Below are 26,050 nucleotides of genomic sequence, written 5' to 3' on the forward strand. Positions count from 1 at the left end.
CCACTGTAATGATGTGCGCAGGCCCCGGCGTGTGGGCGGCCACGGAGCGGCGTGGCAGGCTTGGTCGGTGCTCAGCCCGGACCCTCAGCCCGCCACCGAACCCGACCAGACCCTGGACCTGCGGCGCCGCGCCCGGCGGGCGCTCGAGGCGCTGCCGCCGGCCGTCCTGGAGGTGGGCCGGGTCTTCGCCGACGCGGGCCACGAGCTGGCGCTGGTGGGCGGCCCGGTGCGCGACGCGATGCTCGGTGAGGTGTCCCACGACCTCGACTTCGCCACGTCGGCCCGCCCGGAGGAGACCGAGCGGCTGCTGAGGGCGTGGGGCGACGCGTGCTGGGACATCGGCAAGGAGTACGGCACCATCGGCGCGCGCAAGGGTGACGTCGTCGTCGAGGTGACGACGTACCGAACCGAGGCCTACGAGGTGGGCTCCCGCAAGCCGGCGGTCAGCTACGGCGACACCCTCGAGGGGGACCTGACCCGCCGGGACTTCACCGTCAACGCCATGGCCGTGCGGGTGCCGTCGCTCGAGCTCGTCGACCCGCACGGCGGCGCACGGGACCTGGCCGAGCACGTGCTGCGCACCCCGGTGAGCGCGGTGCAGTCCTTCGACGACGACCCGCTGCGCATCATGCGCGCCGCGCGGTTCACCGCCCAGCTCGGCTTCGACGTCGTGCCCGAGGTCATGACGGCGATGGCGGACATGGCCGGCCGGCTGGAGATCGTCTCCCCGGAGCGCATCCGCGCCGAGCTCGAGCGGCTGATGGTCTCCCGCTTCCCGCGGCGGGGGCTGGAGATCATGGTCTACACGGGGGTGGCGGACGTGGTGCTGCCCGAGCTGGCCGAGCTGCAGCAGACCGTCGACGAGCACAGGCGGCACAAGGACGTCTACGAGCACACCCTGACCGTGCTGGACCAGGCCATCGCCCTGGAGACGGGGCCGGACGGGCCCGTGCCCGGCCCGGACCTGGTGCTGCGGCTGGCGGCGATCATGCACGACGTCGGCAAGCCCGCCACGCGCCGCTTCGAGCCCGGCGGCGGGGTGAGCTTTCACCACCACGAGATCGTCGGCGCCAAGCTCACCCGCAAGCGGCTGGCCGCGCTGCGCTTCGACAAGCAGACCATCAAGGACGTCACCCGCCTGGTCGAGATGCACCTGCGGTTCCACGGCTACGGCGAGGGCGCGTGGACCGACTCCGCGGTGCGCCGGTACGTCACCGATGCCGGCCCGTTGCTGGAGCGGCTGCACCGGCTGACCCGGGCCGACAGCACCACCCGCAACCAGCGCAAGGCCATGCGCCTGTCCGCCGCCTACGACGACCTGGAGGAGCGCATCGCCGCCCTGCGCGAGCAGGAGGAGCTCAAGGCCATCCGCCCGGACCTCGACGGCACGCAGATCATGCGGATCCTCGGCATCCCCGCCGGGCCCGTGGTCGGCGAGGCGTACCGGTTCCTGCTCGACCTGCGCATGGAGCGCGGCCCGCTCGGCGAGGACGCCGCGAAGGAGGCGCTGCTCGCCTGGTGGGCGGCGCGGTCGTGAAGGCGCGAGACGTCAAGTTCTCCGCGACATCTTCTCCGCGACCTGTCATCTTCTCCTCGACACGTCATCGTCTCGGCGACGGCACCAGCGGCTGGGCGAGCCCGGCCATCTGGAGCGGGTGATTGTCTGCGCCCCGGAGGACGTGAGCTCTGGAGGAGGAAGTGACGTCTCGCGGAGGGGTTGACATCTCGCGCGGGGGGCGGGGGGTTAGCGCTCGGCCTCGAGGACGGGCACGGGCTTGTCGTGCACCCGGGCCGTGCCCGCGCGGTAGGCGAGCGCGACGGCCACGTACACCGCGGTCAGCGCGGCGAACACGCCGCGGGACCAGCCGGTGTCCGGCAGCGAGAAGGCCGCCAGCGCGGCCGCCGCCACGAACGCCGCGTTGTAGAGGACGTCGTAGAGGGAGAACGCCCGGCCGCGGTAGGAGTCGTCGGTGTCGCGCTGGACGATGGTGTCCACGGCGATCTTGGCGCCCTGCACGCCGAGCCCCATGAGCACGGCGGCGACTGCGATCACCAGGAGGTCCGGGGCGGTCATCAGCAGCGCCTGGCTGAGGGCGCTGATGCCGAGGCACAGCACGATCCAGCTGGACGGGCGCATCCGCTCGTGGGCGATCGGGGTCAGCACGATGGCCAGGCCGTTGCCCGCGAAGGACACCCCGGTGAGCGTGGCGAACATGGCCAGCCCGGCGTCGGCGTCGGCCGGGTCGGAGAGCAGGTTGCGGGAGATGAGCAGCAGCGCGATGAAGTTCATGCCGTAGAGGAACCGGTGCAGGGCCATCACGCCGAGCCCCATGCCGGGGGTGCGCCGCGCCGTGAGGTACCGGGCGCCGGCGACCATGTCGGCGGCGGTCGAGCGGACGTCGTGCCACAGCTGCCCGGCGTCCGAGCGGCGCGCGGGGCCCAGCTGGTCGCGGCCCAGCCGCAGCGCCAGCAGCGACGCCGCCCCGAAGAGCAGCGCCGCCGTCGCCAGCACGATGCCGTCCTTGACCGGGCTGGCGGGGGCGAGCAGGTTGATGAGGAAGCCCAGCACCGCGCCGACGACGGCGGAGACCGCGCCGAGGGTCGGCGTCAGCGTGTTGGCCATGAGCAGCTGGTCGCGGGGCACCACCCGCGGCAGGCCCGCCGAGAGCGCGGAGAGCAGGAAGCGGTTGACGCCGAGGGTGACCAGCGCCAGGACGTACACCGGCAGGCCCACCCCGACCGTCGCCATGAGGACGGCGATGACCAGCGCCAGCCCGACGCGCACCGCGTTGCCGACCAGCAGCACCTGGCGCCGGCGCCACCGGTCGAGCAGCGGCCCGGCGAACGGGCCGACGACGGTGAACGGCAGCAGCAGCACCGCGAACGCCGCGGCCACCCCGGAGGCGGTCGCCATCTTCTGCGGGTTGAAGAAGAAGAGGGTCGCCAGGCCCACCTGGAACATGCCGTCCCCGCACTGGGAGACCAGCCGGACGGCGAAGAGCTTGCGGAAGTCGCGGTGCACCGCGACCGTACGCAGGTCGGACAGGACGCTCACCGCGGCAGCACCGCCGGGGCGGCCGGCCCGCCGAGCCGGGCGCTCGGCGCCGTGGCGCGCGGCAGGGGGTGGTTCGGCACCGCTGCAGGCTATCCGACCCCCGGCGCGGGCCGGCGCCGCCCCCGGGGCGCAGGCGGGCCCGCCTCGCCCCGCTCCTCGCACCCGTCGCAGCCCGTGCCCGCCCCTAACGGATGACGACGGCCGGAAGTTCCCGGCCGGGCATGTGAACGATCCGACGGCCCCGACGGGGCTCCGTGGCGTCGCGGTCCCGCGGCCGCGGGGAGAGCATGAAAGAGGAAGCAGACGCCGCGTACCGAGGTGAGTGATCGCCGATGAGTCCCAACAGCCCCCAAGCGACCGAGACCAAGGACGCCGCTCCACCGCCGCACTGGCACACCATGGGCCCGGAGGCCGTGGCCGGGGAGCTCGGCGTCGACGTCGGGCAGGGACTTACGGCCGCCGAGGCAGAACGGCGCCTGGAGCAGCACGGCCGCAACGCGCTGGCCGAGGCGGCCGGCACCCCGCTGTGGCGGAAGGTCGTCGCGCTCCTGACCGAACCCATGACGATCGTGCTGATCCTCGCGGCGCTCGTCAGCGCGCTGGTCTCGCGCGAGTGGGAGACCCCTGTCGTCATCCTCGTGGTGGTCGTCTTCAACGCGGTGCTCAACCTCGTGCAGGAGCGGCGCGCCGAGGACAGCCTCAAGGCGCTCCAGGACATGACGGTCACCGGTGCCAGGGTGCGCCGCGACGGCCGTGTGGCAGAGGTCGACGCCGAGCACCTCGTGCCCGGCGACGTGGTGCTGCTGGAGGCGGGCGACGTCGTCCCCGCCGACGGGCGCCTGGTCGAGACGGCCGGCATGGAGGTCCAGGAGGCGGCGCTGACGGGCGAGTCCGCCCCGGTGGCCAAGCACGCCTCCGCCGTGGACGAGCCGGACGCGAGCCTCGGGGACCGCGACGGCATGGGCTTCATGAGCACCTCGGTGACCCGGGGCCGCGGGGTCATGGTCGTGACCGAGACCGGCATGGGCACCCAGATCGGCCGGGTCGCCGGCATGCTCGGCACCGCCGGGCAGGACACCACGCCGCTGCAGCGCCAGATCGCGAGGCTGGCCAAGCTGCTCAGCGTCGTGGCGGGTGTTGTCGTCGTGATCGTGTTCGTCCTGGGGCTGGTGCGCGGGCAGTCGCTGGAGCAGCTCTTCCTCACCGCCGTCTCCCTCGCCGTGGCCACCATCCCCGAGGGGCTGACCGCCGTCGTCGCCTTCACCCTGGCGATGGGCGCCTCCCGCCTGGCCAGGCACGGGGCGATCATCAAGAACCTCTCCTCGGTGGAGACGCTGGGTTCCACGGCGCACATCGCGACCGACAAGACCGGCACCCTCACCCTGAACCAGATGACCGCCCGCGAGCTGTTCGCCGAGCAGCGCCGCTTCACGGTCACCGGCGAGGGCTACAGCACCGACGGCGAGATCCGGCCGACGGGCGACGGCCCGGCGCCCGACGTCCGCGGCGCCCTGCTCGCCATGGCGCTGGCGAGCGACGCCGTCGTGCACGACGGCGAGATGGTCGGCGATCCCACCGAGGGCGCGCTCGTGGTGCTCGCCGCCAAGGGCGGCCTCGACGTCGACGCGGCCCGCCGGGACTGGCCCCGCGCGGCCGAGGTGCCCTTCGACTCCGACCGCAAGTACATGGCCACCTTCCACCGGTGGGACGGCGCCGCCGACGCCGCGCTGAAGGAGTGGGCGCGCGGCCCGGTCCCGGAGGACGGCGCCGGCACCCGCCTGTTCGCCAAGGGGGGCCCGGACGTCGTCCTCTCCCGGTGCTCCCGGCTGGACACCCCCGAGGGCTCGATCCCGCTGGACGACGCCCAGCGCGAGCGGCTGGCCACGCTCAACGCCGACATCGGCGCGCGCGGCCTGCGGGTCATGGCCGTGGCGCAGCGTGACCTCGGGCCCGACCAGGTCGACCCCGCCGCGGCCGCGGAGGCCACGCCCGAGGAGCTGGACGGCCACGTCACCGACCTGACCCTGCTGGCCCTCGTCGGCATCGTCGACCCGCCGCGCCCCGAGGTGGGCGACGCGATCGCCCAGGCGCACGACGCCGGCATCGCCGTCCACATGATCACCGGCGACCACGTCGGCACCGCCTCGGCGATCGCGGAGGATCTCGGCATCGACGGCGAGGCGGTCTCCGGCGCCGACCTGGACCGGCTCGGCGACGACGAGCTCGCCCGGCGGGCGGCCCGCTACGGCGTGCTCGCGCGGGTGAGCCCGGAGCACAAGATCCGGATGGTGGACGCGCTGCGGTCGGACGGCTCCGTCGTCGCCATGACCGGCGACGGCGTCAACGACGCCCCGGCGCTGAAGCAGGCGGACATCGGCATCGCCATGGGCATCACGGGCACCGAGGTGTCCAAGGGCGCCGCCAAGATGATCCTGACCGACGACAACTTCGCCACCATCGTCGCGGCCGTACGCGAGGGCCGCGGGATCTACGACAACGTGGTGAAGTTCGTGCGCTTCCAGATCGCCACGGCGTGGGGCTTCGTGCTGATCTTCCTCGCCACCGGGCTGCTCGGGGTGGCCGGCGGCGCTCCGTTCACCGCGCTGCAGGTGCTGTGGGTCAACATCATCATGGACGGCCCGCCCGCCATGGCCCTCGGCCTGGACCGGCCGGACCCGGACGTGATGCGCCGGCCGCCACGCCCGGTCGGCGAGCCGATCCTGTTCCGCTCACGGATCGTGCGCATCGTGCTCTCCGCCGCCGTCATGGCCGCCGGCACGCTCGGCGTGCTCACCTGGGCGGAGTCGGCCGGGCTCGGCGCCGGGCAGGCCCGCACGCTGGCGTTCACCACCTTCGTGCTGTTCCAGGTGTTCAACCTGCTCAACGTCCGCAGCCGCGAGGAGTCGGTGTTCTCCCGGCACACCTTCACCAACCGCGCGCTGTGGATCTCCCTCGCGGCCATCCTCGTGCTGCAGGTGGCGGTCGTTTACGTTCCCTTCCTGCAGGGCTTCTTCAGCACGACGGCGATCGCGCCGGAGCACTGGGGCCTCGCCGCCCTCGTCGCCTCCGCGGTGCTGTGGGTGGAGGAGATCCGCAAGGCCTTCAGCCGGCGACGCTCGCACCGGGGCTGAGCGGCGCGGGACGTCGAATGAGCGTAGGACCGGTGGGCTGACCACCGGGCTCGCAATCTCGGCCCGGGCCCCGGAAGCCCGGACCGACCGCTGGGGGGAGCGACCGGTCCGGGCGCTCGGTGGACCGCCACGGCGACCACCGGTACGGGGTCCGGACCGGTGGTGCAGGCGGTGGCTCGAACGGACCTGCGGGTCAGGACGTACGGGTCAACGAACTGGCCTCGTGCTCGACCTCGCCGCACCGCATGCACGCCGTGAGGTAGAGGTTGCTGAAGCCGATCCGCTCGTCGTGCCAGTGGTGACCCAGCACATGGCACTTGATGTTGAGCTGCTTGTCGATCAGGGGCACGGCTGTCGTGGACATCGCCGGTCTCCGTCCTTCCTGGATTGGGTGGCCTGCCGCCGTCACGCCGGGACATGATGCCGACGGCGTCGGCGGACCTGGCCGCGCGAGGGCGGGGCGGGGGGCCACCGGCCTCGCGTGGCGTCCTAGGCCGCCAGCTGGCGGCGGTGCAGGAGGCCGCCGACCGCCGCCAGCAGCGGAGCGCCGAGCGCCACCCCGAGCGCGCCCGCGCCGTTCAGCGGCGTGGCGGGGTCGCTCGTCCCCCCGAACGCCGAGGTGGCGCTCGGGCCGCTCACACCGGAACCGGCGGTGAGGACGCAGGTGGTGGGACGGTGCTCCTCGGCCGGGCCGCCGGGCGCGGCCGAGGTGATCGGCGCGGCGGTTTCAGCCACGTCCGCCCCGGCATGGGGCTGTCCGGCGACCGTGCCGGCGGCGCCGAACACGCGGGTGTCGTTCCCCAGCGCCACGCCGGAGCCCGCTGCCAGGCGGGTCTCGGCCGCCGGTGCGGTCCCGACCGACGGGGAGGTCGTGGCCGTGCCGGCGGTGACGGCGTCCGCGCCTACCGGCCCTGCGGTCCCGGCCGAGCCGGTCTGCTCGGAGGACACGAGGGCCGCGGTGGACGCCGCCTTGCCGGAGGCCTCGGTGTCGTCGGCGGGGTCGCCCGTACCGGAGTCCTGCGCGGCCGGGGCGGGCTGGCCCGCGGTGAGGATCGGGTCGAGCGCGTTGCTGGCGGTGCCCGCCCCGGCCAGGGGTGCGGGGGTGGCCTCGTCAAGGATGTCGTCGAGCGGGGACCAGGCGGTCCCGCGGAGTCCCGCTGACGGGTCTTCGACCGCGCCGACGGGCGGGAGCTGGCCCTCGCCCGTCTCGGCGCGGGCCGTCGAGGCGGCCTGGTGGGCCGGCGCTGGCGTCGCCCAGGCCGAGGGCGATGGCGCCGACGGTGACGGGTGCGTGGATCGGGGCGGCGACGTTGGTGTCGTCGACGACGTCGCCGGTGAGGTGCGCATGACGTTTGTGCATGACACTTTCTCCTGACTGAGCATCGGGTGCGCCTGGGCGCATGTCGGCATGCCGGCGGGGACGGCCGGCCCTGCCTGTGTCAGTCGGGAGAGACGGCGACGCGGAGAAGGACGTCGAGGTAGCGCGAGAAGTTCAGCTCGGGGCGCGGCGAGCGCAGCGGATCCCTGGGATCGCCCAGGCCGGCTGGCACGGTTCCGTCCACGGCGGGGGAACCGGCGCCGGCCGCGGTGCCCGAGCCCGGCGCGGTGGGGGGTGCGTGGACGGGCGCCGGCTCGGGCGCCGGCGTGCCGCTGACTGCCCCCGACCCCGACGACAGCGCGGCCAGGTCCAGGGGGTCCTGTGCGGCGGGCGCGATCCCCCGGAGACCGGTGACCCCGGCATCCCCGACCGGGACGGGCGTGCCGGGGCCGACCGGCTCACCCGGGAGGGATGGCGGGATGTCTACGGCAGCGCCCGGCGCCGCCAACGGCCGCAGGCTGACGGGGTGCTCCACGGCGTCGTCGGGCGGGCCAAGCGGTTCGGTCACCGCAGGGTGTGCGGCGTCCAGGGCGGGCTGCACGGGCTTGACGGCAGCGTCCGTCAGGGGCGCCCGCGCGTCCCCCAGCGGCCGGACGACCTCGTCGACCACGGGGGTGACGAGCGGGCGGGCCACCGGGGCCACGACGTCCTCCGTCATGGGGGCCAGGACGTCGCCTGCCACAAAGGTGACGGCGTCCTCGGCGAGAGGATGCGCGAGGCCGTCGACAGGGGTGGTGACGGCCGCGACAGGGGTGCTGGCGGCCACGCCGGCACCGGTGCTGGCCGGCGCGGCGAGGGATGCGCCCTGCTCGGGCACGGGAGCCTGCGCCTGGTCCGCGGCGGGGGAGACGCTCTCCGGCGAGGTGCCGCCCCCGACGCGGGCGGGAAGGCTCTGGACCACGGGAGCCGCCATGTGCTGCACGACGGGAGCGGCGGCCTCAGCAGCGTTGGCGGCCACCGCGACCGGTGCCGCGACGTCGTCGGAGACCGCGGCCGCCACCTCCTCGGTGTCTCCAGGCGCCTGGCCCTCGACGACGAGGCCGACGGCTGCCGACGGCTCCCAGGGAGCGTCATCCGCAGCGGCGGGTGAGGCCAGCGCCGTTCCGGCGAGTGCCGCGACGACGCCGCCGCCCAGGGTCAGGAGTGCGCGCGAGGCCCACCGGGCGAGGCGGCTGGCCGCCGCGTCGCCCTGGTGGTCGCGCTCGGACGTCGACATCGCTCCCCTTCCGGTGTCGCGCACGTCACACACTAGGAGGGGTGTGTCCGAATCGCTACCGGAACGGGGAATTGCGCGACCGATAAAGCGGGAGGCCCCGCCACGGACGTGGTGGGGCCCCCAGGGGCGGCGGCGCGGCGCCCTCAGCGCTCGACGTCGCCGGCGATGAACGCCTCGACGGACTCGCGCGCGAGGTCGTCGGGCCGCTGCTCCGGCGGGGACTTCATGAAGTACGACGACGGCGAGAGCAGGGGGCCACCGATCCCTCGGTCGAGGGCGATCTTCGCCGCGCGGACGGCGTCGATGATGATGCCGGCCGAGTTGGGGGAGTCCCAGACCTCGAGCTTGTACTCCAGGTTCAGCGGCACCTCGCCGAAGGTGGTGCCCTCGAGGCGGACGTAGGCCCACTTGCGGTCGTCGAGCCACTCGACGTAGTCGGACGGGCCGATGTGGACGTTGCGCGGCTCGAGCTGGCCGTGCATGTTCGACGTGACGGCCTGGGTCTTGGAGATCTTCTTGGACTCCAGCCGGTCGCGCTCGAGCATGTTCTTGAAGTCCATGTTGCCGCCGACGTTGAGCTGGTAGGTGCGGTCCAGCCGCACGCCGCGGTCCTCGAAGAGCTTGGCGAGCACGCGGTGCGTGATGGTCGCGCCGACCTGGGACTTGATGTCGTCGCCGACGATCGGCACGCCGGCCGCGGTGAACTTGTCGGCCCACTCCCTGGTGCCGGCGATGAACACGGGCAGCGCGTTGACGAAGGCGACACCGGCGTCGATGGCGCACTGCGCGTAGAACTTCGCGGCGTCCTCGGAGCCCACGGGGAGGTAGCACACCAGCACGTCGGTGCGGGTCTCGCGCAGGGTGGCGACGACGTCGATCGGCTCGGCGGTGGACTCCTCGATGGTCTCGCGGTAGTACTTGCCGAGCCCGTCGAGCGTGGGGCCGCGCTGGACGGTCACGCCCAGCGGCGGCACGTCGCAGATCTTGATGGTGTTGTTCTCGCTGGCGTTGATCGCCTCGGACAGGTCGGTGCCGACCTTCTTGCCGTCGACGTCGAACGCGGCCACGAACTCGATGTCGCGGACGTGGTAGTTGCCGAACTGCACGTGCATCAGGCCGGGGACGGTGCTCTCGGGGTCGGCGTCGGCGTAGAAGTGCACGCCCTGGACCAGCGAGGACGCGCAGTTCCCGACGCCGACGATTGCGACGCGGATAGCACTCATGCTTGCTCCTTGTTCATCTGGACAGCTTCGTTCCTGGAGGTGGCGGGTCCGCCGGCGGCGTCCGCGGGTGGGTGGTCGGGCAGCCGGGGCGAGCCCGGCCCGGTGAGTCCGGACGGACCCGCGGGCCGCGGGTTGGTCCGCTGCTCCGGTTCCGGTGGCCCCGGAGGCCCGGTGGCCCCCGGCGGCCCGGTGGTCCCGGGCGGTCCGGGGGTGTCAACCGGTCCAGGTCTTGTCGGCGGCTGCCCGGGCCGGCGCGCGATGCTGTCGTAGTCCAGCGCGCCGGCGGTGCCCCGCTCGGTGTCGATCACCCGCTCCAGCCACGCGACCTCGCGCTCGACCTGCTCCAGCCCGTGCCGCGCCAGCTCGGCGGTGTAGGCGTCCATGCGGCGCGCGGTGCGGCCGAAGGACTGCCGCAGGTTCTCCATGCGCTCGACCATCCGGGCGCGCCGGCCCTCGAGGATGCGCAGCCGGGTGGTGGCGTCGGTGCTCCCGAAGAGCGTGAAGCGGACGTCGAACGCGGCGTCGTCGTCCCAGGCGGCTGGCCCGGCTGTGGCGAGCGAGCCCTCGAGGTGGGCGACGCCGGCGTCGGTGATGCGGTAGACGATGCGCGCCCGGCGGCCGGCGAGGGGCGGGGCGGCGGCGTCCGAGGTGGCGGTGGCGATCAGCCCGCGCTCCGTCAGGGACCGCAGGGCGGGGTACAGCGAGCCGTAGGAGAGGGTGCGGAAGGCGCCGAGGGCCGCGTTGAGGTGCTTGCGCAGCTCGTAGCCGTGCATGGGCGCCTCGCGCAGGCGGCCGAGGATGGCCAGCTCGAGCACTTCCGTCCGTGGGCTCATCGGCCTCCCTCCTTCGGCGCGGCGCTGGTGCGGTCACCGGGCCAGCGGCGCCCGGTGATAGCGAGAGAATATATCGCACCGATATATCGATCGCTATCCGGCCGCTGGATCGTGTCGCGCGACGGCGGGCAAAGGCGGCCGGCGGTGACGCACGTCATGCGCGCAGGTTGGGGTGCTGTCGCATACTGAGGGACGATCTGCCCCAGCAGCGACCGTCCGCGCCTCCAGGCGCCGGTGGCGCGCTCTGCGGGAACGCACCTATCCGCGCCGGCCCTCGGTGCGGCACGGCGAAAGGCAGGCCTGCGTGGCACGCACCCCCAACTGGTCCCCGACGGGCCGGCCCGGCGACGGCTCGCGCCCAGGCGCGGGACGCGACGGAGCCGGCTCCGCGGCCCGCTCCGGTGCCGGGCGCCCCGCCAACGGCGGCAGCCGCGGGGGCGCCGCCGGCCGTGGCAAGGCCAGCCCCAGCGGTGCCAAGCCCGCCGGCAAGGGCGCGGGCACGGCCCGCGCCGCCGCCGCAAGCCGCGCCGCGGGGGTGAAGCGCCCGCAGAAGAAGAAGGGCTTCTTCGACTACCCGCGCTCCGGCAAGGGCCCGATCCAGCGCTGGCTGCCCAGCTGGCGCGTGGTGCTCGGCACCGTCCTCACCGGCATCGCCGCGGTGCTGGGCCTGTTCGTCGTCGCCTACGCCACCATCAACGTGCCCGAGCCCAACGACTTCGCCCTCGCCGAGGCGACCACCGTCTACTACGCCGACGGCGAGACCCCCATGGGGTCGTTCTCGGAGGTGGACCGCGAGACCGTGCCGCTCGACACGCTGCCCGAGCACGTCGGCGAGGCCGTCATCGCCTCCGAGGACCGCCGGTTCTACCAGAACAACGGCGTGGACCCGAAGGGCCTCGTGCGCGCGCTGTGGAACAACGTGCGTGGCCTGCCCACCCAGGGCGGCTCGACGCTCACCCAGCAGTACGTGGAGAACTACTACACGGGCACGACCACGAGCTACCTGGGCAAGTTCAAGGAGACGATCCTCGCGCTGAAGATCGACCAGTCGCAGACCAAGGACGAGATTCTCGAGAACTACCTCAACACCATCTACTTCGGTCGCGGCGCCTACGGCATCGAGAAGGCCGCGCAGGCCTACTTCGGCAAACCGGCCGCCGAGCTCAGCGTCTCGGAGTCGGCGCTGCTCGCCGGCATCATCCCCGCGCCCAGCGCCTGGGACCCGGCCGTCAGCCCGGACCAGGCACAGGAGCGCTGGCAGCGCGTGATGAACCTGATGCTCGAGGACGGGCACATCACCCAGGAGGAGTACGACTCCGCCGCCTACCCGCAGGCTGTCGAGCCGAACACCGAGAACACCTACGGCGGGCCCAACGGCTACCTGCTGGACATGGTGCGCACCGAGCTGCGTGACCGGGCCGGCATGACCGACGACGAGATCGACACCCTGGGCCTGGACATCGTCACCACGATCGACCAGCGCAAGCAGGACGCCGCCGTGCAGGCCGTGGACGACCTCCCCGACGACCGGCCGGCCAACAACAAGGTCAACATCGTCTCGATCGACCCCTCGTCGGGCGCGATCGTGGCGCTGTACGGCGGTCCCGACTTCGTCTCGGAGCCGCTGAACGGTGCCACCCAGGGCCACGCGCAGGCGGGCTCGACCTTCAAACCGTTCGGGCTCATCGCCGCCCTCGAGCAGGGCATGTCCCTGTACCAGACCTACAACGCGCCGGCGACGATCGAGATGCCGGGTGGCTGGGAGGTCGAGAACTTCAACGGCCGCAACTACGGCCGGGTCAACCTCATCGAGGCGACCGCCGACTCGATCAACACCGCCTACGTCCAGCTCAACCAGGACGTCGGCCCTCAGAACACCCTCGACGCCGCCGTGCGGGCGGGAGTGCCGGAGGACACCCCCGGCCTCGTGGCCGACGGCTCGAACGTGCTCGGCCCCGCCTCGCCCCGCGCCATCGACATGGCGACGGCGTTCGCGACCTTCGCCGCCCAGGGTGTGCGTCACGACCCCTTTATCGTGGCCGAGGCGCGCGACACCGACGGCAACGTCGTCTACACCGGCGCCGGTCGGGGCGAGCGCGAGTTCGACGCCGACGTGATGGCCGACGCCACCTACGCCATGCAGGCCGTCGTCGAGGACGGCGGCGGCTCGGCGGCGGCGCTGCTCGACCGGCCGGTGGCGGGCAAGACGGGCACCTCGACGGGCCTGAAGTCGGCCAACTTCGGCGGCTACATCCCCCAGCTGGCGACCTTCGTGAACATGTACCAGGTGGCCGAGGACGGCAGCGAGGAGTCGCTGGAGGGCTTCGGGGACATCTCGACGAGGAACATGGGCGGCGGTCAGTGGCCCGCCCGCATCTGGAACGACTACATGGAGGTCGCCACCGACGGCATGGAGGTCGAGGACTTCCCCGAGCCGACGTCGCGCCCGCGCCCGCGGGTCACCGAGGCGCCGGAGCCCACGGTCGAGCCGACGCCGGAGCCGACGACGGAGGCGCCCACCGAGACGCCGTCGCCGACGCCGACCCCTACGCCGACGCCGACCCCCACGCCGACGCCGACCCCCACGCCGACGCCGACCCCCACGCCCACGCCGACCCCCACGGCGCCGGACACCGATGGAGACGGCATCCCTGACAGCCAGGATCCCGACGCCAACGGCAACGACATCCCGGATGCTCAGGAGGCCGCGACGACGCAGCGGCAACGGACGCCGGGTACGTCGCAGCCCGGTGGTGACAACGACGCTTTGGGCAACTTCAGAGATCCCAACGAGTCGTAGCTGATCAGGACGACGGCGGCACTTCGGTGCCGCCGTCGTCGTTTGTGCGGCGAGAGATTGCCTCCGGGAGGCGTCCTGCTCGACGACCGTGCCGTCGCCGTCGTCCACAACGCTGTGACGAGGCTCGCGCCATGTCGGCGCCCGTCCCTACGGTAGGGTTGCCCGTTGGTCCTACGTCCTCGCGTATCCGCGCGCGGCCTGGGACCGACGACGCATCACCCTCCTGTCACGGAGAGACCGTGACCGCCTGAGTCCAGAGGAGGTGGGTACCAAGCATGCGTAGCTACGAACTGATGATCATCCTCGACCCGCAGGTCGACGAGCGCACGGTCGCCCCGTCGCTCGACAAGCTGCTCTCGGTCGTCAAGACCGGCGGCGGGACCGTCGAGAAGGTCGACATCTGGGGCAAGCGCCGCCTTGCCTACGACATCAAGAAGCGTTCTGAGGGCATCTACGCCGTCGTCGACATGAACACGACGCCGGAGCTGGCCCAGGAGCTCGACCGTCAGCTCGGCCTGAACGAGGCCGTCCTGCGCACCAAGCTCATCCGCCCGGACGCTCACTGAGCCACGGCTCGGTCGAGCACCACCGCAAGCCACCAGGGAGCACAGCATGGCAGGAGAGACCGTCATCACCGTCGTCGGGAACCTGACGGCGGACCCCGAGCTGCGATTCACCCCGTCCGGGGCGGCCGTGGCCAGCTTCACCGTGGCGTCCACGCCGCGCACCTTCGACCGCCAGGCCAACGAGTGGAAGGACGGGGAGACCCTGTTCCTGCGCTGCTCGGTGTGGCGTGAGGCCGCGGAGAACGTCGCCGAGTCGCTGACCAAGGGCACCCGCGTGATCGTCCAGGGCCGGCTGGTCCAGCGGTCCTTCGAGACCCGCGAGGGCGAGAAGCGCACGGTCGTGGAGATGCAGGTCGACGAGGTCGGTCCCTCCCTCCGGTACGCCACGGCCAAGGTCACCCGCGCCTCGCGCGGCGGTGGCGGCGGCTTCGGCGGCGGCCAGCAGGGCGGCTTCGGCGGCGGCCAGCAGCAGGGTGGTTTCGCCGGCGCGCGGCAGGGGGGCGGCTACGACGCCCCCGGCGGCGGACAGGCGGACGACCCGTGGGCCACGGGCGGCGGCTCGAGCGCGTTCAACGACGAGCCCCCCTTCTAAGTCAGACCTTTACGTGAGCGCCCGCGGGCGCCGCGCCGATCATCGAGGAGCACCACCATGGCGAAGCCCGTTCTTCGCAAGCCGAAGAAGAAGGCCAACCCGCTCAAGGCGGGGAAGATCGACAACATCGACTACAAGGACACCGCGCTGCTTCGGAAGTTCATCTCCGACCGCGGCAAGATCCGCGCCCGCCGCGTGACCGGCGTGTCCGTCCAGGAGCAGCGCCTGATCGCGAAGGCCGTGAAGAACGCCCGCGAGATGGCCCTGCTGCCGTACTCGAGCTCGGCTCGCTGAGACTAGGAGTCCGAAATGGCAAAGCTGATCCTGACCCACGAGGTCTCCGGTCTCGGTACCGCTGGCGACGTGGTCGAGGTCAAGGACGGGTACGCCCGTAACTACCTCGTCCCGCGCGGTCTCGCCACGAAGTGGACCAAGGGCGGCCAGAAGCAGGTCGACCAGATCACCGCGGCGCGCAAGGCCCGCGCGATCGCGACGATCGAGGAGGCCCGCGACGTGCGTGACCGCCTCCAGGCCAACCCGGTCACCATCGCGGTGCGCTCCGGCGACAACGGCCGCCTGTTCGGCGCCGTGACCACCTCGGACGTCGCGGAGGCCGTCAAGGCCGCCGGCGGCCCGCAGCTGGACCGCCGCAAGATCGAGGTCCCGACCCCGATCAAGTCCCTGGGCGACCACAAGGTCCTCGTGCGGCTGCACGAGGACGTCCAGGCGACGCTCGAGGTCACGGTCGTCCCGGCCAAGTGACCTTCCGCCGGCAGGCCGGCAGCAGCGCGCAGCGGCCCGGTCCCCTCACGGGGGCCGGGCCGCTTTGCTGTCCCGCGCCGCGTCCCGGCTCTGTCGTCCCGCCTCTGTCGTCCCGCCTCTTGCGCCCCCCGCCCGCGTCTCCGCCCCTGGCGTGTCGCCGGGGCGCCCGCGTACCGTCCGGGCGCATGGGAACGGGAAAGGTGCAGCACTTCGAGATCCCCGCGGAGGACGTCGGCCGCGCCCGCACGTTCTACGGCGAGGTGTTCGGCTGGTCCTTCGAGGACATCGAGGGCTACGAGGACGTCGAGTTCATCCAGCCGGGCGGGGAGGAGGGCGAGGTCGGCGTCATCGGCGGCGACATCTACAAGCGCTCCACGCCCGAGCCGCCGACCGTCGTCATCACCGTCGACCGGATCGAGCCCGCCCTGGTGGCCGTGGAGCAGCACGGCGGGCGGCGCCTCGGCGACGTCGAGTCCATGCCCGGCATGGGCCGGTACGCCTACTTCGAGGACACCGAGGGCAACCGCCTGGGCCTGTGGGAGGAGGCGGCGGACTCCGCCGAGGTCTCGCCCGGGCAGGCGGAGACCGGGTAGCCCCCGCGCCGCCGCCGTGCGGCGGGCTCGGTCCCGCTGCGCGACGGGACCCGATTGCCCGCGAGCGTTTTGCGGGGCCGATCGCCACTTGCGCGGCCTTCCTAGCCGGGCATGGTCTGTGCCGCACCTGGCCGTGGTCGCCGGCGCCTCCTGGACGCGGTGGGTGAGCGGCGCCCGTCAGGCGGGCCCGGAGGCGGCCGGGCGGCTCCTGTTGCGGACCCCGGCGAGGCCTGCAAGTTTGGGCATGCTTTTTCGGGATTCCCGCGAGCGAAAGGCGTGAGCGCATCACGTCGGGAGGAGCGCAACGATGAGCGACGAAGAACTCGCACCGCTGTCGGACGACGAGCTGGCGGCTGAGGCCGGCACCGCACTCCCCGACAAGGAGGTCATCAGCCTCCTGGACCTCAACGCCGACCTCGACCTGGGCCTCGACGCCGCCGCGCCCATCGACCTCGCCGTGGCGGCGAACGCCAACGTCGCCGCCCCGATCGACGCCGCCGTCGGCGCCAACGTCCTCTCCTCCGGCTCGGAGGCCCAGGCCCTGGCCGACCAGGGTGTCATCGTCGACCAGGGCATCACCGGCCAGGCCGTGGCCGAGGGCACCCAGGACAGCACGATCGATCAGGCCGCCGACGGAGCGGGCACCTCGGGGACGACGGCTGACCCGGCCGCCCCCGCGGACGGCGCGGCCGCCCCGACCGACGAGGCCGGCTCCACGACGCCGTCGGACACGGAGGTCGAGGACCCCACCGACACCGGGTCGGTCCTGGACGGCGACCTACTCGACGTGGACGTCGACCTCGCCGCCGACCTCGACCTGGCCGCCCCCATCGGCGGCGCGGTCGCGGCGAACGCCAACGTCGCCTCCCCGATCGACGCCGCCGTCGCGGCGAACGTGGGTTCCGTGGACTCGCAGGCCACCGCGGTCGCCCAGCAGGACGCGATCATCACCCAGGACATCGACGCCGACGCGCAGGCCACGGTCGAGCAGAGCTCGCAGATCGAGCAGTAGGACCCCGTGAGCTCGACCGAGGTCAGTACCTCGCCGGGAGGCGCCGGGGGGACGGGCCCGCCTCCCGGCGTGCCCGCGCGCGCGAGCGGCCTCCAGCTGCTCGGCGAGGTCGCCGGTTCCGGCTACCGCGAGCCGCCGGCCCTGGTCCGGCGCTCGGACGGGCAGACCATCCAGCTGACGCGGCTGCTCTACCTGGTCCTGTCAGCGGTCGACGGTGAGCGCAGCCACGGCGACATCGCCGAGCTCGTCGGGCGGCAGGTCAGCCGTGCCGTCACGGCGGACAACGTGCGGGCGCTGTGCGACCGGCTCCGCACGCTCGGCGTGCTGCGACGGGCGGACGGGTCCGAGCCCGAGCTCAGACGTTCGAACCCGCTGCTCGCCCTGCGGTTCAAGTACGTGGTCTCCGACCCAGAAGTGACCAACCGGCTCACCGCGCCGTTCGCCGCGCTGTTCGCGCCGGTGGTCGTCGCCCTGGTCTGCCTCGCCTTCGCTGCGGTCTGCGCATGGCTGCTGCTGGAGAAGGGCCTGGGGTCGGCCACCCACCAGGCATTCGACAGGCCTGGCCTGCTGCTGGTGGTCTTCGTCCTCACGGTGGTCTCGGCGGGGTTCCACGAGGTCGGGCACGCGGCCGCGGCCCGCTACGGCGGCGCGCGGCCCGGTGCCATGGGCGCTGGCCTCTACCTCGTCTGGCCGGCCTTCTACACCGACGTGACCGACAGCTACCGGCTCGGACGTGCCGGCCGCGTCCGTACGGATCTCGGCGGGTTGTACTTCAACGCGGTGATCGCCGTCGTGATGTTCGGGGCCTGGTGGCTGAGCCGGTGGGACGCCATCCTCCTGATCATCGCGACCCAGGTGCTGCAGATGCTGCGCCAGCTCGCGCCCATCGTCCGGTTCGACGGCTACCACGTCCTCGCGGACCTCACCGGCGTCCCGGACCTGTACCGCCGGATCAGGCCGACGCTCCTGGCCCTGCTTCCAGGGCGGTGGCACGACCCCGAGGCCGGGGCACTCAAGCCCTGGGCGCGCGCCGTGGTCACCGCCTGGGTGCTGGTCGTCGTCCCGGTCCTGCTCGGCACGCTCGTGCTGATGGTCCTGGCCCTGCCCAGGCTTCTCGGCACGGCCGCGAACAGCCTTCGCGACCAGGCGGCCCTGCTGGGTCAGCATCTCGGCGACGGCGACGTGCCCGGCGCCCTGGTCCGCCTGCTGGCCGTCGTGGCCATCGCCGTGCCGGTGCTCGGCGTCGTCTACCTCCTCGGCCGCACCGTCCGCCAGGTCCTCGAGCACACCTGGGGCAGCACCGAGGGCCGGCCCGGACGGCGCACGCTGGCCGCCGTCGCGGCGCTGACCGTGGCGGCCGGGCTGGCCTGGGCGTGGTGGCCGGCCCCGGGCACCTACCGTCCGGTCCAGGCCTACGAGCGCGGCGCCCTCCAGGACGCCCTGCCCGCCGCCCTGCTCGAGACTCTGCCCGTGACCCTGGACCGGGGGACGCCCACGGGCCTCGTGGAGGGAAGGCCCGGCCAGGCGCAGGCCGTGTGGCCCGCCGGCACGACCCTGCCAGCCGCAGACGCCCCCGCGCTCGCCGTCGTCCTCGTCCCACGGAGCGGCGCGGACGCGGCGACGCAGGGTTCCTCGACAGACTCGGGAACGTCCGCCGCCCCCGCCGCGCCGACCTGGGTGTTCCCGTTCGACCGGCCGCTGCCGCCGGCGGAGGGCGACAACCAGGCCCTCGCCGTCAACACCGAGGACGGCGGAACGCTCTACGACGTCGCCTTCGCCCTTGTCTGGGCCGACGACGAGACCGTCGCGAACACCAACGAGGCCTACGCGCTGGCCAGCTGCACCGATTGCCGGACGGTGGCCGTGGCCTTCCAGGTGGTGCTGGTCGTCGGCCAGGCCGACGTCGTGGTGCCGCAGAACCTCGCCGCGGCCGTGAACTACAGCTGCGTCGAGTGCGTCACCCACGCCCTGGCCACCCAGCTCGTCGTCACCCTCGCCGGACCGCTGGAGGACCCGACCACCGCGCAACTCCAGGAGCTGTGGCGCGAGATCCAGGCGTTCGGCGCCTCCGTCGAGGGCATGCCGCTCTCGGAGCTGCAGGCCAGGCTCACCGCCTACGAGGAGCGGATCCTCGAGATCATCCGCGAGGATCCCGCGGCCCTCCCCGCCGACGATGCCCCCACGTCCTCGCCCCCGACCTCATCGGGCACCTCGCCCAGCCCCACGTCCTCGCCCGCGCCGACCGGGGCGGCATCCACTCCCCGGCCGGCGCCGACGGCCGGCACCACTCACGGATCGTCCCCCTCCGGCGCACCGGGCACGACCGACTCTCCATCCCCCGCACCCACGGCCGGCCCGACGGGGAGCGTCGCGCCCGACCCCACGCCCGCGCCCGCGACGACCGGGGACGACGCCACCACGCCCACGCCGTCCGGGGACGACGCCACCGCGCCTACGCCTTCCGGGGACGACACCCCGGCGCCCACGACGACCGGGGACGACGAACCGGCACCCACCACGGGCGGCGTCACGACGCCCTGACCCGCCGGTCGAGTGGGGCCGAGGCCGCGCCTGGGCGGGTTGCTCAGCGCCCGCACCCGCGGGTCGAGCGGCCGCCCGAGGCGCCGCACCTAGGCGGGCTGCTCGGCGCCCTCGAACGCGGCGCGCAGGGTGGCGACGTCGAACTTGCCCTGCGTGGCGAGCATGGCCTTCATGGCCCGCCGGACCTTCTCCGGGTCGGGGTCGGTGGCCATCGCGTACCACTCCTCCGGCACGACCTGCCAGGACAGGCCGTAGCGGTCCTTCAGCCACCCGCAGGGCCCGGGCTCGCCGCCCTCGACCAGGGCGTCCCAGAAGTGGTCGACCTCCGCCTGGTCCCTGCAGCGGATCTCGAAGGAGACGGCCTCGGTGAACCGGAACTCGGGGCCGCCGTTGATGCCGACGAACTCCTGCCCGCGCAGCTCGAACTCGACGGTCATCACCTGGCCCTCCGGGCCCGGCATGTCCGGCCCGTAGTGCGTGATCTCCTTGACCCGGCCCTCACCGAAGACGGAGATGTAGAAGTTCGCGGCCTCCTCGGCCTGGGTGTCGAACCAGAGGTTCGGGATGATCTTCTGCACGGCCGGCTCCCTCGGCGTCGTTGTGGACGGTGTCGGAGCCCCGGGCCGGTGCCACGGCGGCTCCACCCCCACGTCGAACGAGCGGTCCGGGGATCGACACAGCGGCTCCGGTCAGCGCTGCGCGCCGAGCACCATCCACGCCGTGCCCCGCGCCCGCAGCCCGGTCGTCGCGGCCCGGGCGAGCATGAAGGCGCCGCCGAAGGCCAGCCACAGCCAGGCCTCGCCGGCGGCGCCGGCGGGCGCGTAGCGCTGCACCGCCCACGCCAGCGGCAGGTACACGACCAGCGTCGCGACCCCTGCCCGCGCCAGGTACCGGCCGTCCCCGGCGCCGATGAGGACGCCGTCGAGCATGTACACCCAGCCCGCGATCGGCAGGCACGCCCCCGCCACCGCGAGCCCGACGGCCGCGGCGAGGCGCACGTCGCCGTCGGCGGAGAACAGCGGCGCCAGCCACCACCCGCCGGCGGCGAACACCAGGCCAAGCACCGCCCCGGCGCCCGTGCCCCACTGCAGGCAGCGGCGCATGACGGCGCGGACGTGGCCGACGTCGCCCGCCCCGAGCCCACGGCCCACCAGCGCCTGGGCCGCGATGGCCAGGGCGTCGAGCGCGAACGCGGCCAGGCCCCACATCACGTTGACGACCTGGTAGCCGGCCAGCGTGACGGCCCCGAGGGAGGTGGCCACCGCCACCGTGGCCAGGATCGCGAGGCGAAGCGTGAGGGTGCGCACGAACAGCGGCGCGCCGGCGAGGGCGCTGCGCCAGATGCCGGCGGCATGCGGGCGCAGCCCCACGCCCAGGGCCCGCGCGCCGTGCACCACGACCACGCCGAGGGCCACGCCCATCCCGGTCTGGGCGAGGGCGGTGCCCAGGCCCGAGCCGGCCACGCCGAGCCCCAGCCCGTAGATGAACAGGGCGTTGAGGGCGACGTTGGCCAGCGCTCCGGCGACGGCGACGACCAGCGGGGTGCGGGTGTCGAGCAGCCCCCGCAGCGTCCCGGTGGCGGCGAGGACCACCAGCATGCCCGGCAGCCCGGGGGCGGAGGCGCGCAGGTAGGCGACGGCGTGCGGCGCCACCGCGTCGGGGGCGCCCATGGCGTCGACGATCCACGGCGCGGCCAGATAGGCGGCAAGGGCGGTGACGGCGCCCAGGCCGACGGCGAGCCACATGCCGTCGACGCCGGCCGAGACGCCACCGGCCCGGTCGCCCGCACCGAGACGCCGGGACGTCGCGGCGGTCGTGGCGTACGCCAGGAAGATGAAGATCCCGACGGCGGTGGTCAGCAGCGTCGAGCTGAGCGACAGGCCGGCGAGCTCGGCGGTCCCCAGGTGCCCGACCATCGCCGTGTCGACCAGGATGAAGAGCGGCTCGGCGACCAGGGCCCCGAGGGCCGGCACGGCCAGGGCGAGGATCTGCCTGTCGAGGGCGCGGCCCGCGGGCCTCGCCGCCTCAGGGGCGAGTGGAGGGTTGCCGCCCCGCCCGGGTGTGTCGTCCACGGATTCGCCGACCTCTTTCTGTCCACACTGTGTGCACGGCCCCGGGGATGGAAATTCGCCCGCTCGCGCGATTCGGCGCGGCCTTCTCCACAAAGTTGTCCACCGGCTGTGCACAACGCTGGGGATAGCGTCCACACGCCGTCCACAGGATAGGGGCCGGTCGTGCACAGGGACGTTTTCCCAGGTGGCCCCGGGTGGGCTTACCGTTCGCGTGGCGCGGTGCGCGCCCGCCGACCCGTGTGGGTGGGTGGCGGTAGAACGGTGCCGTGGCGGCCTCGGGGCCGCGAGCGGTGCGGGCTGAGGAGGTCGGTTGTCTCTCGTCGACGAGCAGGTAGGTAGTCGGGAGGGCTTCGACCGGACGCCCCCGCAGGACATCGCCGCCGAGCAGAGCGTGCTCGGCGGCATGCTGCTGTCGAAGGACGCCATCGCGGACGTCGTCGAGGAGCTGCGCGGCAACGACTTCTACCGGCCCGCGCACGAGATGGTCTACGAGGCGATCCTCGACCTGTACGGGCGGGGGGAGCCGGCCGACGCCGTCACGGTCGCCGCCGAGCTGACCAAGCGGGGCGAGATCGCGCGTGTGGGCGGGGCGCCGTACCTGCACACGCTCATCTCCTCGGTGCCCACGGCCGCCAACGCCGGCTTCTACGCGCGCATCGTGCGCGAGCAGGCGGTGCTGCGCCGGCTGGTCGAGGCCGGCACCCGCATCGTGCAGCTCGGGTACTCCACCGACGGCGGGGACGTCGACGAGCTGGTCAACAACGCCCAGGCCGAGGTCTACGCGGTCACCGAGCGGCGCACCAGCGAGGATTACGTCCCGCTGCGGGACACGATCAACCTGACGATGGAGGAGATCGAGCGCGCCGCCGACCGGGGCGAGGGCATGACCGGTGTGCCGACGGGGTTCACCGATCTGGACGCTCTCACCAACGGCCTGCACGGCGGCCAGATGATCATCATCGCGGCCAGGCCGGCCATCGGGAAGGCGCTCGCGCTGGACACGCCCCTCCCCACCCCCACCGGGTGGACGTCCATGGGGGAGGTCCAGGTCGGCGACGAGCTCATCGCCGCGGACGGCACCCCCACGAGGGTGGTGGCGGCCACCGAGGTCATGGTGGACCGTCCCTGCTTCGAGGTCACCTTCGACGACGGCACCACCATCGTCGCGGACGCGCAGCACCAGTGGCTCACCGAGACGCGGGCGTCGCGCAAGTCCGCGCAGGCCGCAGCAACGGGCTACAACAGGTACCGCAACCAGCGAACCTTCGCCGAGGTGCGCACCACCGAGGAGATCGCGCGGACGCTGCGCTGCGAGACCGTCGATCGCCGCCTCAACCACTGCGTCACCAACGCCAAGCCCCTCGAGCTGCCCGCGGCCGCCCTGCCGATCGACCCCTACGTGCTCGGGGTGTGGCTCGGCGACGGGCACAGCGCCGGCGCCCGGTTCACCTCAGCCGACGCGGAGATCCCGGCGTTCGTGCGTTCCGCGGGCTACGTGGTGCGGGCCGGTGCCGCACTCAATTTCTCCATCGGCCTTCCGCGGGACCCGGAGGTCCCCGGGCGGGCACGTCCCACGATGGTCGCGGGCCGGCCCGCGACCACCACCATCGCTCAGGCATCCTTGGCGCCGCACGACCGGCCCGCGAGGCGGGGCGGGTGGAGGTGTACCCACTGCGGCGGCCCGACCTCCACCGCGTCCGCCCGGCTGTGCATGCCGTGCTGGCGGGACCGGGGAAACGTCCAGGCCCAGCTCCGCACTCTGGGCGTGCTCGGTAACAAGCACATCCCGTCCCTGTACCTGCGGGCCGGCGTGAGCCAGCGGCGTGCGCTCCTCGCCGGCCTGCTCGACACCGACGGCACCGTGAATCCCACCGGGTCCGTGCAGTTTGCAGTGAGGAGCCGGCGGCTCGCGGAGGACTTCCGGGAGCTCGTCCACAGCCTGGGGTACCGCACAGGGTGGTCCGAGAAGACCGTGCACGGTCGCCACGCGGAGACCTCCACCGCATACACCATCACCTTCACCACCGACGACGAGGTGTTCAGGCTCGCGCGCAAGCAGCGCGCGCAGCGAGAGCGGCGACGGTCGGCGACCCCGCGGCGTACCTCGCGGTTCATCACGAGGGTCCGTCGGGTGGAGAGCGTGCCGGTCAGGTGCGTGCAGATCGACCATCCGAGTCACCTGTACCTGGCCTCACGGGCGATGATCCCCACCCACAACTCGACCCTCGCCCTGGACATCTGCCGATCGGCGTCGATCAAGAACGGCCAGACGTCGGTCATCTTCTCCCTGGAGATGGGCCGCACCGAGCTGACCATGCGTCTGCTCTCCGCCGAGGCGCAGGTCCCGCTGCAGAACATGCGCAAGGGCACCATGCGCGAGGAGGACTGGACCCGCATGGCCACCGCCATGAGCCGGGTGTCCGAGGCGCCGCTGTTCATCGACGACAGCCCCAACATGTCGCTGATGGAGATCCGCGCCAAGTGCCGCCGGCTCAAGCAGAAGCACGACCTGAAGCTCGTGGTCGTCGACTATCTCCAGCTGATGACCTCCGGCAAGCGCGTCGAGTCCCGCCAGCAGGAGGTGTCGGAGTTCTCCCGCGCGCTCAAGCTGCTGGCCAAGGAGGTGGAGGTGCCGGTCATCGCCGTGGCCCAGCTGAACCGTGGTCCTGAGCAGCGCACCGACAAGAAGCCGATGATGTCGGACCTTCGTGAGTCGGGCTGCCTCACGGCGGACACGCGCGTGATGCGCGCCGACACCGGCGCCGAGGTCACCATGGGGGAACTGTTCCTCTCCGGCGGGAAGGACCTGCCGGTGTGGGCCCTGGACGACCGCCTGAAGTACGTGCGACGCCACATCACGTCGGTCTTCTCCACCGGGGTCAAGCCGGTCTTCCGGATGAAGCTCGCCTCGGGCCGGGAGATCACGGCCACGGGGAACCATCCCTTCCTCACCTACACCGGGTGGACCGCGCTGGAGGAGCTTCAGGTGGGCTCCCGAATCGGTGTGCCACGACACGTGCCGGCGCCTGATCACGAGGCCGACTGGGACGACCGGAAGGTCGTCATGCTTGCTCACCTGCTTGGCGACGGCTCTTTCGTCCGGCGCCAGCCGATCAGGTACGCGTCGATCGACGAGCAGAATCTCGCTGCGGTGCAGGACGCCGCGACGGTCTTTGGGATTACCCCTGTGCGAGACGACTACGCGGCGGCCCGTTGCGCCACGCTGCGCCTGCCGGCGCCCCATCGGCTCACGCATGGCAAGAGCCACCCCATCGCCGAGTGGCTGGACGGGTTCGGCCTGTTCGGGATGCGCAGCCACGAGAAGTTCATCCCCGATGAGGTGTTCCACCTCCCCAAGCGGCAGATCGCGCTCTTCCTGCGCCATCTGTGGGCTACCGACGGCTCGATCGTGCTGCACCCGAACGGCCGGGCCGGGCGCGTGTACTACGCGACCACCTCCCGCCGTCTCGCCGACGGCGTGGCGAACCTGCTGCTGCGCTTCGGGATCGACGCGCGGATCAGCTCCGCGACGAAGCCGGGTTATCCGCCCGGGTACGCAGTAGACGTCTCCGGGCTCGAGGAGAAGCGCGTCTTCCTCGAGCGGATCGGCGTGCATGGTGAGCGAGGACGAACCGCGGCCGTGCTCCTCGAACGGATCAGAGACATCAAGGCCAACACCAACGTCGACACGGTGCCGCTTGAGGTGTGGCACGACGTGCGCCGCGTCCTGACCGAGCAAGGCATGACCCACCGCGCCTTCCAAGCCGCGCTCGGCACGCAGTATTGCGGCAGCACGCTGTTCACGACGGCGCCGTCACGGGAGCGGCTGGGACGGATTGCCGCGGTGCTCGAGAGCGACGACCTCGAGATGATGGCCGTCAACGACTTGCTGTGGGACCGCATCGTCTCGATTGAGCCTGTTGGAGAGGAGAAGGTTTTCGACGCGACGGTCGCCGGGAGCCATAACTTCATCGCCAACGGCATTGCCGTGCACAACAGCCTGGAGCAGGACGCTGACGTGGTGATGCTCCTGCACCGCGAGGACGCCTACGAGAAGGAGTCGCCGCGAGCGGGAGAGGCAGACATCATCGTGGCGAAACACCGTAATGGTCCGACGGACACCGTGACGGTGGCATTCCAGGGGCACTACTCGCGATTCGTCGACATGGCGCGGTAGTTGTGCCGAGGGTTCGTTGTTCCTGCAATTTAGGCAGTCACCACTGCAAGGGCTGCAAGAACGGCCCGAAACTGAGGGCGTTCCCGCAAAGACCTCTCG

19 protein-coding genes are annotated in these 26,050 nt (G+C 72.7%); 11 read left to right on the plus strand and 8 right to left on the minus strand.

Annotated elements, in window-relative coordinates; all coding sequences use genetic code 11:
- The first annotated feature begins 67 nt into the window (after nt 1-67).
- Complete coding sequence (locus ACF0H8_RS02350; protein ID WP_395287391.1) at nt 68-1,537, plus strand: CCA tRNA nucleotidyltransferase; 1,470 nt, start codon at nt 68-70, stop codon at nt 1,535-1,537.
- A 207-nt stretch (nt 1,538-1,744) separates the two neighbouring features.
- Here the strand turns inward: ACF0H8_RS02350 and ACF0H8_RS02355 are convergent, their stop codons facing one another.
- Complete coding sequence (locus ACF0H8_RS02355) at nt 1,745-3,055, minus strand: MFS transporter (RefSeq protein ID WP_395287392.1); 1,311 nt, start codon at nt 3,053-3,055, stop codon at nt 1,745-1,747.
- Nucleotides 3,056-3,387: 332 nt separating this feature from the next.
- Here ACF0H8_RS02355 and ACF0H8_RS02360 point away from each other — a divergent pair, with 332 nt between their 5' ends.
- Nucleotides 3,388-6,186 (plus strand): cation-translocating P-type ATPase, encoded by a 2,799-nt coding sequence (locus tag ACF0H8_RS02360; RefSeq protein WP_395287393.1) that lies wholly within the window; start codon nt 3,388-3,390, stop codon nt 6,184-6,186.
- Nucleotides 6,187-6,379: 193 nt separating this feature from the next.
- On the opposite strand, the gene ACF0H8_RS02365 is transcribed toward ACF0H8_RS02360, so the two are convergent.
- The 5 genes from ACF0H8_RS02365 to ACF0H8_RS02385 form a co-directional block, all read right to left on the minus strand.
- Entirely contained in the window at nt 6,380-6,550 is a 171-nt protein-coding gene (locus tag ACF0H8_RS02365) for a hypothetical protein (protein WP_395287394.1), read from the minus strand.
- A gap of 125 nt (nt 6,551-6,675) precedes the next feature.
- Nucleotides 6,676-7,533 carry a hypothetical protein gene (locus ACF0H8_RS02370; protein ID WP_395287395.1) on the minus strand — a complete coding sequence of 286 codons (858 nt, stop codon included), beginning with the start codon at nt 7,531-7,533 and terminating at the stop codon, nt 6,676-6,678.
- Between the two features lie 92 nt (nt 7,534-7,625).
- On the minus strand, nt 7,626-8,780 hold the full coding sequence (locus ACF0H8_RS02375; protein WP_395287396.1) for a hypothetical protein: 1,155 nt from the start codon (nt 8,778-8,780) through the stop codon (nt 7,626-7,628).
- Between the two features lie 143 nt (nt 8,781-8,923).
- Nucleotides 8,924-10,003 (minus strand): inositol-3-phosphate synthase, encoded by a 1,080-nt coding sequence (locus tag ACF0H8_RS02380; RefSeq protein WP_395287397.1) that lies wholly within the window; start codon nt 10,001-10,003, stop codon nt 8,924-8,926.
- A complete protein-coding gene (locus tag ACF0H8_RS02385; protein WP_395287398.1) occupies nt 10,000-10,836 on the minus strand; it encodes a PadR family transcriptional regulator in 837 nt (278 codons plus the stop codon). Before ACF0H8_RS02385 ends, ACF0H8_RS02380 begins: the two co-directional genes overlap by 4 nt.
- Before the next feature lie 304 nt (nt 10,837-11,140).
- On the opposite strand from ACF0H8_RS02385, the gene ACF0H8_RS02390 reads away from it, so the two are divergent.
- The 8 genes from ACF0H8_RS02390 to ACF0H8_RS02425 all read left to right on the plus strand — a co-directional run bounded on the left by ACF0H8_RS02390 (nt 11,141) and on the right by ACF0H8_RS02425 (nt 19,702).
- Complete coding sequence (locus tag ACF0H8_RS02390) at nt 11,141-13,636, plus strand: transglycosylase domain-containing protein (RefSeq protein WP_395287399.1); 2,496 nt, start codon at nt 11,141-11,143, stop codon at nt 13,634-13,636.
- A 275-nt stretch (nt 13,637-13,911) separates the two neighbouring features.
- On the plus strand, nt 13,912-14,202 hold the full coding sequence (gene rpsF / locus ACF0H8_RS02395; RefSeq protein WP_395287400.1) for a 30S ribosomal protein S6: 291 nt from the start codon (nt 13,912-13,914) through the stop codon (nt 14,200-14,202).
- Between the two features lie 46 nt (nt 14,203-14,248).
- Nucleotides 14,249-14,794 (plus strand): single-stranded DNA-binding protein, encoded by a 546-nt coding sequence (locus tag ACF0H8_RS02400; protein WP_395287401.1) that lies wholly within the window; start codon nt 14,249-14,251, stop codon nt 14,792-14,794.
- A 57-nt stretch (nt 14,795-14,851) separates the two neighbouring features.
- Entirely contained in the window at nt 14,852-15,088 is a 237-nt protein-coding gene (gene rpsR, locus ACF0H8_RS02405; RefSeq protein ID WP_123915777.1) for a 30S ribosomal protein S18, read from the plus strand.
- A gap of 15 nt (nt 15,089-15,103) precedes the next feature.
- Nucleotides 15,104-15,556: a 50S ribosomal protein L9 gene (gene rplI, locus ACF0H8_RS02410; protein ID WP_395287402.1), complete on the plus strand. Its 453-nt coding sequence runs from the start codon at nt 15,104-15,106 to the stop codon at nt 15,554-15,556.
- Between the two features lie 185 nt (nt 15,557-15,741).
- Nucleotides 15,742-16,149, plus strand: coding sequence for a VOC family protein (locus tag ACF0H8_RS02415; RefSeq protein ID WP_395287403.1), 408 nt, complete (start codon nt 15,742-15,744; stop codon nt 16,147-16,149).
- A 307-nt stretch (nt 16,150-16,456) separates the two neighbouring features.
- On the plus strand, nt 16,457-17,161 hold the full coding sequence (locus ACF0H8_RS02420) for a peptidoglycan-binding protein (protein WP_395287404.1): 705 nt from the start codon (nt 16,457-16,459) through the stop codon (nt 17,159-17,161).
- Between the two features lie 69 nt (nt 17,162-17,230).
- Nucleotides 17,231-19,702: a hypothetical protein gene (locus ACF0H8_RS02425; protein ID WP_395287405.1), complete on the plus strand. Its 2,472-nt coding sequence runs from the start codon at nt 17,231-17,233 to the stop codon at nt 19,700-19,702.
- Nucleotides 19,703-19,791: 89 nt separating this feature from the next.
- Here the strand turns inward: ACF0H8_RS02425 and ACF0H8_RS02430 are convergent, their stop codons facing one another.
- Together ACF0H8_RS02430 and ACF0H8_RS02435 are read right to left on the minus strand one after the other, a co-directional pair.
- Entirely contained in the window at nt 19,792-20,280 is a 489-nt protein-coding gene (locus tag ACF0H8_RS02430; protein ID WP_395287406.1) for a VOC family protein, read from the minus strand.
- A gap of 111 nt (nt 20,281-20,391) precedes the next feature.
- Nucleotides 20,392-21,774, minus strand: coding sequence for an MATE family efflux transporter (locus ACF0H8_RS02435; protein WP_395287407.1), 1,383 nt, complete (start codon nt 21,772-21,774; stop codon nt 20,392-20,394).
- Between the two features lie 310 nt (nt 21,775-22,084).
- Between ACF0H8_RS02435 and ACF0H8_RS02440 the strand changes: the two genes are divergently transcribed.
- Entirely contained in the window at nt 22,085-25,951 is a 3,867-nt protein-coding gene (locus ACF0H8_RS02440; protein WP_395287408.1) for a replicative DNA helicase, read from the plus strand.
- Nucleotides 25,952-26,050: the final 99 nt, after the last annotated feature.

This window comes from Georgenia sp. AZ-5, from assembly GCF_043952095.1.
In the GTDB taxonomy this organism is placed as follows: Bacteria; Actinomycetota; Actinomycetes; order Actinomycetales; family Actinomycetaceae; genus Georgenia.